The organism is Micromonospora sp. NPDC049282 (assembly GCF_043197045.1).
GTDB lineage: Bacteria > Actinomycetota > Actinomycetes > Mycobacteriales > Micromonosporaceae > Micromonospora.
The window spans coordinates 1-9,455 of record NZ_JBICSL010000036.1; the positions used below are offsets into that span (position 1 = coordinate 1).

The window sequence follows — 9,455 nt, forward strand, 5'->3', positions numbered from 1 at the left end:
CACCGTCGACAACCTCGCCGACTGGATCGCCACCCGCGGCTACAGCACCAGCTGACGCAAACCAACGGGCCCGACCCCACCACGGGGTCGGGCCCTTTCTCAGCGCTCGGCGAGGACGGCGAGGATCGCCTCGCCGTACTTGGCGAGCTTGTTCTCGCCCACGCCGCTGAACCGGGACAGCTCGGCCAGCGAGGCCGGCGGCTCGGCGGCGATCTGACGCAGGGTCGCGTCGTGGAAGATCACGTACGCGGGGACGCCCTGTTCCTTGGCGGTGGCCGCCCGCCAGGCGCGTAGCCGCTCGAAGACGCCCGCGGCGGCGGGGGAGAGGTCGGCCACGACGGTGGCCGAGCCGCGCGGCTTCGCGGCCCGGCCGGACAGCGGCCGTTCCGGCTCCTTGCGCAGGGTGACCGTGCGCCGCCGGCCGAGCACGTCGGCGCTGGCCTCGGTCAGCGCCAGCGTGCCGTAGTCGCCCTCCACGGCGAGCAGACCCTCGGCGAGCAGTTGCCGCACCACCCCTCGCCACTCGACGTCGCGCAGCTCGGCGCCGATCCCGAACGTGCTCAACGCGTCGTGGCCGTGCTGGTCGATCTTGTCGGTGTGCTTGCCGAGCAGGATGTCGATGCTGTGCCCGGCGCCGAACCGCTGGTTGCGTTCCCGGTCGAGCCGGTAGACGGTGGAGAGCAGCTTCTGCGCGGCGACCGTGCCGTCCCAGGACTCCGGCGGGTCGAGGCAGGTGTCGCAGTTGCCGCAGTTGGCCGCCCCGGTCTCACCGAAGTAGTCGAGCAGTTGGGCGCGACGGCAGCGGACCGTCTCGCAGAGCGCCAGCATCGCGTCGAGGTGGGCGGCGAGGTTGCGCCGGTGCGCCAGGCCGCCCTCCGACGTCTCGATCATCTTGCGTTGCTGCACCACGTCCTGGAGCCCGTACGCCAGCCAGGCCGTGGACGGCAGGCCGTCCCGCCCGGCGCGGCCGGTCTCCTGGTAGTAGCCCTCGACGGACTTGGGCAGGTCGAGGTGGGCGACGAAGCGTACGTCGGGCTTGTCGATGCCCATGCCGAACGCGATGGTGGCCACCATGACCAGCCCGTCCTCCCGCAGGAAGCGCTGCTGGTTGGTGGCGCGGGTGCGCGCGTCCAGACCGGCGTGGTAGGGCAGCGCGGGGATGCCGTTGGCGACCAGGAACTCGGCGGTCTTCTCCACCGAGGCCCGGGAGAGGCAGTAGACGATGCCGGCGTCGCCCGGGTGCTCGTCGCGCAGCAGGCTCAGCAGCTGCCGGCGTGGCTCCCGCTTGGGCACGATCCGGTACTGGATGTTGGGCCGGTCGAAGCTGGCCACGAAGTGCCGGGCCTCGGTGAGCTGGAGGCGGGTGGCGATCTCGGTGCGGGTGGCCCGGGTCGCGGTGGCGGTCAGCGCGATCCGCGGCACCTGCGGCCAGCGCTCGTGCAGCATCGACAGGTTGAGGTAGTCGGGGCGGAAGTCGTGCCCCCACTGGGAGACGCAGTGCGCCTCGTCGATCGCGAACAGGGCGATCCGGCCGCGCTCCAGCAGGCCGAGGGTCGACCGCACCGCCAGCCCCTCCGGCGCCAGGTAGAGCAGGTCGAGATCGCCGGCGAGGTAGGCCGCCTCGACCCGGCGCCGCTCGCTCGCGTCCTGGGTCGAGTTGAGGAACCCGGCCCGCACGCCGACCGCGGTGAGCGCGTCGACCTGGTCCTGCATGAGCGCGATCAGCGGCGAGACGACCACCGCCACGCCGTCGCGGACCAGCGCCGGGATCTGGTAGCAGAGTGACTTGCCGCCTCCGGTGGGCATGAGCACCAGCGCGTCGCCGCCGGCCACCACGTGCTCGATGATGTCCTGCTGGACGCCGCGGAAGGCGTCGTAGCCGAAGACCCGGCGCAGCACGCCCAGCGCGTCCTCGGTCCGCTGCTCGGTGGGGGAGACCATCCGCGCAGTCTACGAGCGCTCGCCGACAGCGTTACGCAAGAAGCCCCGCCGCCGCCCCCACCGGGCCCTGTTTCCCGGAAACAGCGGAACCAGGCCTGGTCGTCCTTCGTCGCCGGCCTGCGCAGCTGACCCGGCCCGGGTCGGACGAGGAGCGGGAAACCGGACGACCCGCTGTTCCGGTGGTCACCCCGTGGAATCCCGGGCGGGGTCGCAGCCGTTAGAGTCGGCGACTGACCATTCGCGGCCGACCGGCCGCGGCGCCACGGCTGGGGGTAGCGGGTGAGCGAGGCGCGGACGGCGGAGAACCTGGTGCCGACCAACGCGGAGACGGCGGTGGGGCGCCCGGCGCCGGTGGAGGCGGAGACCTCCCTGGTGGTGGTGACCGGCCTCTCCGGCGGTGGCCGCAGCACGGTGGCCCGGGCGCTGGAGAACGTCGGCTACTACGTGGTCGACAACCTGCCCCAGGCGCTCCTGCTGGACATGGCCGAGCTGGCGTCCAAGGCCGGCGGGGCGGCCCGGCGTACGGCGATGGTGCTGGACGTGCGCTCGCGGGCGTTCTCCACCGACCTCGCCGGCGCGATCCGGGAGCTGCACGAACGTGGCTTCCAGCCCCGGGTGGTCTTCGTCGACGCCGACGACGAGGTGCTGATCCGCCGGTTCGAGAGCGTGCGTCGCTCGCACCCGTTGCAGGGCGACGGGCGGCTGGCCGACGGCATCGCGGTCGAGCGGGCGCTGCTGGAGGAGGCCCGGGACCAGGCCGACGTGATCATCGACACCAGCCACCTGAACGTCAACCAGTTGCGCCGCCGGGTGGAGGAGCTGTTCGGCGGGGAGGACGCCCGGCGGCTGCGGATCACCGTCCTGTCGTTCGGCTTCAAGTACGGCCTCCCGCCGGACGCCGACTTCGTGATGGACGCCCGGTTCCTGCCCAACCCGTACTGGGTGCCGGAGCTGCGGGAGCACACCGGCCGGGAGGAGGCGGTCAGCGCGTACGTGCTGGGCCAGGAGGGCGCCGACGCGTTCGTCGCCGGCTACGCCGACCTGGTCAACGCCACCACCGCCGGCTTCGAGCGGGAGGGCAAGCGCTACCTGACCGTGGCGGTCGGCTGCACCGGGGGCAAGCACCGCAGCGTGGCGATCGCCGAGGAGTTGGCCGTCCGGCTGCGCGCCTCCGGCATCGCCGCCAACCCGCAGCATCGGGACCTGGGGCGGGAGTGACCGCGACCAGGGTGGTCGCGTTCGGCGGCGGGCACGGGCTCTCGGCGTCCCTGCGGGCGCTGCGGCACTGCGTACCCGGACTGGACCTGGACATCACCGCGGTGGTCACGGTCGGCGACGACGGCGGTTCCAGCGGCCGGCTGCGCGCCGAGCGTGGCGGCCTGCCCCCGGGTGACCTGCGGCAGGCGCTCGTCGCGCTCTCCGGCGACCATCCGGCGACCCGGCGCAGCGCGGCGCTGTTCCAGCACCGCTTCGCCGCCGCCGCGCCCGCGCCGACGCTCGGCGCGCCGGCGCCGGCCGGCGGGGTGGGCGACCCGCTCGTCGGTCACGCGGTGGGCAACCTGCTGCTGCACGGGCTGACCGAGCTGCTCGGCGACCCGGTGGCCGCGCTCGACCACGCCGGGGCGATGCTCGGCGCGGTCGGCCGGGTGCTGCCGATGTCCCGCCAGCCGGTCGGGATCGAGGCCCGGGTCCGCGGCGCTGACCCGGGCCGCCCGGACGAGGTACGCACGCTTCGCGGCCAGCACCAGGTGGCGATCACCTCGGGCACGGTGGAGTCGCTGCGGCTCACCCCGGCCGCGCCGGCCGCGTGCGCCGAGGCGGTGACCGCGGTACGCGCGGCCGACTGGTTGATCTTCGGGCCGGGCAGCTGGTACACCAGCGTGTTGCCGCACCTGCTGGTGCCCGGCCTGGCCGACGCGATCGTCTCCAGCCCGGCGCGCCGGCTGGTGACGCTGAACCTGGTGGCCGAGAAGGAGACGTCCGGGCTGTCCCTGCCCGACCATCTGGACACCCTGCGGCGCTATCTGCCCGAGCTGAAGGTGGACATGGTGCTGGCCGACTCCACGGCGGTGGGTGATCCCGCGGCGGTCGAACGTGCGGCAGAATCGCTGGGTGCCCGGCTGGTCCTCGCCCCCGTCGCCGTCACCGACGGCACGCCCCGTCATGATCCGGCCGCCCTGGGCGCCGCACTGGTGCCTGTCCTGGGCGCCGATCGTTAGACACGTACGTAATCACCGGCGACACGCCGGAACCGGTCCGTGAGGGGGCGCTGGAATGGCGATGACGGCTGCGGTCAAGGACGAGCTGAGTCGGGTCGACGTGCCCAAGCCCTGCTGCCGCCGGGCGGAAATGGCCGCCCTGCTCCGCTTCGCCGGCGGGCTGCACATCGTGTCGGGTCGCGTCGTGGTCGAGGCGGAGCTGGACACCGGCGCGGTGGCCCGCCGCCTGCGGCGGGAGATCGCCGAGGTCTACGGCTACCCGAGCGAGATCCACGTGCTCGCCTCGGGCGGCCTGCGCAAGGGCAGCCACTTCATCGTGCGGGTGGTCAAGGACGGCGAGGCGCTCGCCCGGCAGACCGGCCTGCTCGACGTGCGGGGTCGCCCGGTGCGGGGCCTGCCGCCGCACGTGGTCGCCGCCAACGTCTGCTGCGCGGTCTCCGCCTGGCGCGGCGCGTTCATGGCGCACGGCTCGCTGACCGAGCCGGGCCGCTCCAGCGCGCTGGAGATCACCTGCCCGGGTCCGGAGTCGGCGCTGGCGCTGGTCGGCGCCGCCCGGCGGATCGGCATCACCGCCAAGAACCGTGAGGTGCGCGGCGTGGACCGGGTGGTGGTCAAGGACGGCGACGCGATCGCCGCGCTGCTCACCCGCGTCGGCGCGCACTCCAGCGTGCTGGCCTGGGAGGAGCGCCGGGTACGCCGCGAGGTGCGCGCCACCGCCAACCGGCTGGCCAACTTCGACGACGCCAACCTGCGCCGCTCGGCGCGCGCGGCGGTGGCCGCCGCCGCCCGGGTGACCCGGGCGCTGGAGATCCTCGCCGACGACGCGCCCAACCACCTGACCTCGGCCGGCCGGCTGCGGCTGGAGCACCGCCAGGCCTCGCTGGAGGAGTTGGGCGCGCTCGCCGAGCCGCCGCTGACCAAGGACGCGATCGCCGGCCGGATCCGCCGGTTGCTGGCGCTGGCCGACAAGCGGGCCCGCGACCTCGGCATCCCGGATACGGAAGCGGCCGTCACGCCGGACATGCTCGTGGTCTGATAGGACGGAGGGGCGACGTCGCGCGACCGGGATCACCACCCGCCGCAGCGCGCCGCCGCGCGCTCGGATAGGGTCGCTGCGTACGGCAAGGGGGCCGGCACAGGCACTCCTCGCCGTACTCACCGCCTCGGGCGGTCAGGTCTGGAACAGACCGCGGCGGGGTGGCCGAGATGACATCGTCAACGGCCGGCTCCAACGGTCGGCGCACACACCTCCGCCGGCCGTGGTCTGACGCCGGCGGACCAGAACGCGAGGAGATGGGACCTGTGACCATCCGGGTTGGCATCAACGGCTTCGGCCGGATCGGCCGTAACTTCTTCCGGGCAGTGCTGGCGTCCGGCGCCGACATCGAGATCGTGGCGGTCAACGACCTGACCGACAACGCGACGCTCGCCCACCTTGTCAAGTACGACAGCATCCTGGGGCGCCTCCCGCACGAGGTCAAGGCCAGCGCCGACGAGATCACCGTGGGCGGCAAGGCCATCAAGGTGTTCGAGGAGAAGGACCCCGGCAAGCTGCCGTGGGGCGACCTCGGCGTCGACGTCGTCATCGAGTCCACCGGGTTCTTCACCGACGGCACCAAGGCGAAGGCGCACATCGACGGCGGGGCCAAGAAGGTCATCATCTCCGCGCCGGCGAAGAACGAGGACGTCACCGTGGTCATGGGCGTCAACCAGGACCAGTACGACCCGGCCAAGCACAACATCATCTCGAACGCGTCCTGCACCACCAACTGCCTCGCCCCGATGGCGAAGGTCCTCCAGGACACGTTCGGCATCACCAAGGGTCTGATGACCACCATCCACGCGTACACGCAGGACCAGAACCTGCAGGACGCGCCGCACAAGGACCTGCGCCGGGCCCGGGCCGCCGCGCTCAACATCGTGCCGACCTCGACCGGCGCCGCGAAGGCCATCGGCCTGGTCCTGCCGGAGCTGAAGGGCAAGCTCGACGGCTACGCGCTGCGGGTGCCGATCCCCACCGGCTCGGCCACCGACCTGACCGTCGAGGTCGGTCGGGAGACCACCGTGGACGAGGTCAACGCCGCGCTGAAGGCCGCCGCCGAGGGCCCGCTCAAGGGCATCCTGGTCTACAACGAGGACCCGATCGTCTCCGCCGACATCGTCACCGACCCGGCGTCGTGCATCTTCGACGCGCCGCTGACCAAGGTGATCGGCAACCAGGTCAAGGTCGTCGGCTGGTACGACAACGAGTGGGGCTACTCCAACCGCCTCGTCGACCTGGTCAAGCTGGTCGGTAGCTCGCTGTGAGCATCCGTAACCTCGACGACCTGCTCGGCGAGGGGGTGTCGGGTCGGCGCGTGCTGGTGCGCGCCGACCTGAACGTCCCGCTCGACAAGCAGACCGGTGACATCACCGACGACGGCCGCATCCGCGCGGTGCTGCCGACGTTGAGCGCGCTGGTGCAGGCCGGCGCCAAGGTGGTCGTCTGTTCGCACCTGGGCCGCCCGAAGGGCGCGCCGGACCCGCAGTTCAGCCTCCGCCCGGTCGCCGGTCGGCTCGGCGAGCTGCTCGGCGCCCCGGTCCACTTCGCCGAGGACACCGTCGGCGACTCGGCCCGGTCCACGGTGGCCGAGCTGGCCGACGGCCAGGTCGCGCTGCTGGAGAACCTCCGGTTCAACAAGGGTGAGACCAGCAAGGACGACGCCGAGCGGGGCGCCTTCGCCGACCAGCTCGCAGGCCTCGGCGACGCGTACGTGGACGACGCGTTCGGCGCGGTGCACCGCAAGCACGCCAGCGTGCACGACGTGCCGGCGCGGCTGCCGCACGTCGCCGGCCGGCTGGTGCTGCGCGAGGTCGAGGTGCTCAGCCGGCTCACCGGCGACCCCGACCGGCCGTACGTGGTGGTGCTGGGCGGCTCGAAGGTCTCCGACAAGCTGGCCGTGATCGAGGCGCTGCTGCCCACGGTCGACCGGCTGCTCATCGGTGGCGGGATGTGCTTCACCTTCCTCAAGGCCCAGGGCCACGAGGTGGGCACCTCGCTGCTGGAGGAGGAGATGGTCGAGACCTGCCGCAACCTGCTGGAACGCGCGCCGGGCAAGATCATGCTCCCGGTCGACGTGGTGGCCGCGGACGCCTTCGCCCCGGACGCCGCGCACGACACGGTGCCGGCCGACGGCATCCCCAGCCACCGGCTGGGCCTGGACATCGGTCCGGAGACGGTGGCCGGCTTCGCCGCCGTGCTGTCCCAGGCGAAGACCGTCTTCTGGAACGGCCCGATGGGCGTGTTCGAGATGGCGGCGTTCGCGAACGGCACCCGTGGGGTGGCCGAGGCGATCACCAAGGCCGACGCGTTCAGCGTGGTCGGCGGCGGTGACTCGGCCGCGGCGGTGCGAGCCCTGGGCCTGGACGAGTCCTCGTTCGGGCACATCTCCACCGGTGGCGGCGCGTCCCTGGAATACCTGGAGGGCAAGACCCTCCCCGGCATCGCGGCTCTGGAGAACTGAATGGCGAGCGCCACCCGCCGGCCGTTGATGGCCGGCAACTGGAAGATGAACCTCAACCACCTCGAGGCCAACCTGCTGGTGCAGAAGCTGGCCGCGAGCCTGAACGAGAAGCAGCTCACCGACGTCGAGTGCGTGGTGCTGCCGCCCTTCACCGACCTGCGTACCGTGCAGACCGCGGTGGACGGCGACAAGCTGCTGATCGGCTACGGCGCGCAGGACCTGTCGCCGTTCCCGTCCGGCGCGTACACCGGCGACATCGCCGGGTCGATGCTGGCGAAGCTGGGCTGCGGCTACGTGGTGGTCGGCCACTCCGAGCGGCGGCAGTACCACTACGAGGACGACGCGCTGGTCAACGCGAAGGTGGCGGCGGCGCTGGCGAACGGGCTCACCCCGATCCTCTGCATCGGCGAGGGCCTGGAGATCCGCGAGCAGCTCAAGCAGGTTCCGCACTGCTGCGACCAGCTCGACGGCGCGCTGAAGGGCCTGACCGCCGAGCAGGTCACCAAGGTCGTCGTGGCGTACGAGCCGGTCTGGGCGATCGGCACCGGCAAGACGGCGACCCCGGAGGACGCCCAGGAGGTCTGCGGCGAGGTGCGCAAGCGGCTCGTGGAGACCTACGACGAGACCACCGCCGGGCAGGTCCGGATCCTCTACGGGGGGTCGGTCAAGGCGTCGAACGTCGCCGCGATCATGACCCAGCCGGACGTGGACGGGGCGCTGGTCGGGGGCGCGAGCCTGGACGCGGAGGAGTTCGCGCAGATCTGTCGGTTCCCGGAGCACACGGCCCGCTGATCGCTCGCTATCCTTGACGCTGCCCGTCCACCGGTCGGTGCCGCAGTGCCCGACAGGTCCGGGCAGTGATCGTAACGAGAGGACTGACCCCCGCCATGCCGATCTGGTTCGCCTACACGATGATCACGTTGCTGGTCATCACCAGCGTGCTGCTTGTCCTGCTGATCCTCCTGCACCGCGGTAAGGGCGGCGGGATGTCGAGCATGTTCGGCGGCGGCGTCAGCTCCAGCCTGGCCGGTTCCTCGGTGGCCGAGAAGAACCTCGACCGCTACACCGTTCTGGTGGGGATCGTCTGGTTTGCCTGCATCGTCGGGCTGGGGCTCTGGCTCCGGCTCCAGATGAGCAGCGGCACCTGAGCAAGCGCCGAAGAAGCGTACAATCTGCGCGCGGTCCGTCACGGACCGCGCGCAGTTTTGTTTCTCCGCCCGTCGCCCGTCGCCGACCCCTTCCCGGCGGCGGTCCCCTCCGACGACAGGGAGCGAGCAACCGTGCCCAGCAACAACGTCATCCGCGGCACCCGGATCGGGTCCGCCCCCGAGCGTTTCGACCAGCGCACCGAGCCGGCCCCCCGCCGGCCGGTCGTCTACTGGTGCCGCCACGAGCACCGGGTCGAGTTCCTGATCGCCGCCGAGGCGGAGACCCCGGCGTCGTGGGACTGCCCCCGCTGCGGGGAGCCGGCCGGCCCCGAGCCGGGCAACCCGCCCGGCCGCCAGCGCGCCGAGCCCTACAAGACCCACCTGGCGTACGTGCAGGAGCGGCGTACCCCGGAGGAGGGTGAGGCGCTGCTCGCGGAGGCCCTCGCGGCGCTGCGCCGTCGCCGAGGTCGCCCCTGACCCACCCCACCCCCCACTCCCCACCCCGTCGAGCCTGTTTTCACGGAAAGAGTGGCTATGCCGGCGGCGATAGCCACTCTTTCCGTGGAGTAGTTCCATCTTGTTTGGGCTGGTGGGGTGGGGTTGACGGTGGGGTGTCTGGTAGTTGGTGGGCTGGTCGGGGGGTG

The 9,455-nt window shown here is 72.3% G+C and carries 9 protein-coding genes; 8 read left to right on the plus strand and 1 reads right to left on the minus strand.

What is annotated here, in order from left to right:
- Positions 1–99 precede the first annotated feature (99 nt).
- Complete coding sequence (recQ, locus tag ACGFI2_RS30455; protein WP_393523619.1) at positions 100–1,941, minus strand: DNA helicase RecQ; 1,842 nt, start codon at positions 1,939–1,941, stop codon at positions 100–102.
- Between the two features lie 309 nt (positions 1,942–2,250).
- Here recQ and rapZ point away from each other — a divergent pair, with 309 nt between their 5' ends.
- The 8 genes from rapZ (at position 2,251) to ACGFI2_RS30495 (ending at position 9,288) form a co-directional block, all read left to right on the plus strand.
- Positions 2,251–3,159 (plus strand): RNase adapter RapZ, encoded by a 909-nt coding sequence (gene rapZ, locus ACGFI2_RS30460; protein WP_393523638.1) that lies wholly within the window; start codon positions 2,251–2,253, stop codon positions 3,157–3,159.
- The gene (yvcK, locus tag ACGFI2_RS30465; protein WP_393523622.1) at positions 3,156–4,160 is read left to right on the plus strand and encodes a uridine diphosphate-N-acetylglucosamine-binding protein YvcK; all 1,005 of its coding nucleotides are present in this window, start codon (positions 3,156–3,158) and stop codon (positions 4,158–4,160) included. The genes rapZ and yvcK overlap by 4 nt, the downstream gene beginning before the upstream one ends.
- A 55-nt stretch (positions 4,161–4,215) precedes the next feature.
- The gene (gene whiA, locus ACGFI2_RS30470; protein WP_393523624.1) at positions 4,216–5,196 is read left to right on the plus strand and encodes a DNA-binding protein WhiA; all 981 of its coding nucleotides are present in this window, start codon (positions 4,216–4,218) and stop codon (positions 5,194–5,196) included.
- 266 nt (positions 5,197–5,462) lie between these two features.
- Positions 5,463–6,467 (plus strand): type I glyceraldehyde-3-phosphate dehydrogenase, encoded by a 1,005-nt coding sequence (gap, locus tag ACGFI2_RS30475; protein ID WP_393523627.1) that lies wholly within the window; start codon positions 5,463–5,465, stop codon positions 6,465–6,467.
- A complete protein-coding gene (locus ACGFI2_RS30480; RefSeq protein ID WP_393523630.1) occupies positions 6,464–7,663 on the plus strand; it encodes a phosphoglycerate kinase in 1,200 nt (399 codons plus the stop codon). The genes gap and ACGFI2_RS30480 overlap by 4 nt, the downstream gene beginning before the upstream one ends.
- Positions 7,664–8,455, plus strand: coding sequence for a triose-phosphate isomerase (tpiA, locus tag ACGFI2_RS30485; RefSeq protein WP_393523633.1), 792 nt, complete (start codon positions 7,664–7,666; stop codon positions 8,453–8,455).
- Between the two features lie 95 nt (positions 8,456–8,550).
- On the plus strand, positions 8,551–8,811 hold the full coding sequence (secG, locus tag ACGFI2_RS30490; protein ID WP_393523635.1) for a preprotein translocase subunit SecG: 261 nt from the start codon (positions 8,551–8,553) through the stop codon (positions 8,809–8,811).
- Positions 8,812–8,943: 132 nt separating this feature from the next.
- Positions 8,944–9,288, plus strand: a complete 345-nt coding sequence (locus ACGFI2_RS30495; protein ID WP_393523637.1) for an RNA polymerase-binding protein RbpA — start codon at positions 8,944–8,946, stop codon at positions 9,286–9,288.
- Positions 9,289–9,455: the final 167 nt, after the last annotated feature.

Coding starts and splice junctions, on each gene's coding strand:
- recQ (WP_393523619.1), bottom strand. CDS start 1,941: ATGGTCTCCCCCACCGAGCAGCGGACCGAGGACGCGCTGGGCGTGCTG.
- whiA (WP_393523624.1), top strand. CDS start 4,216: ATGGCGATGACGGCTGCGGTCAAGGACGAGCTGAGTCGGGTCGACGTG.
- tpiA (WP_393523633.1), top strand. CDS start 7,664: ATGGCGAGCGCCACCCGCCGGCCGTTGATGGCCGGCAACTGGAAGATG.
- secG (WP_393523635.1), top strand. CDS start 8,551: ATGCCGATCTGGTTCGCCTACACGATGATCACGTTGCTGGTCATCACC.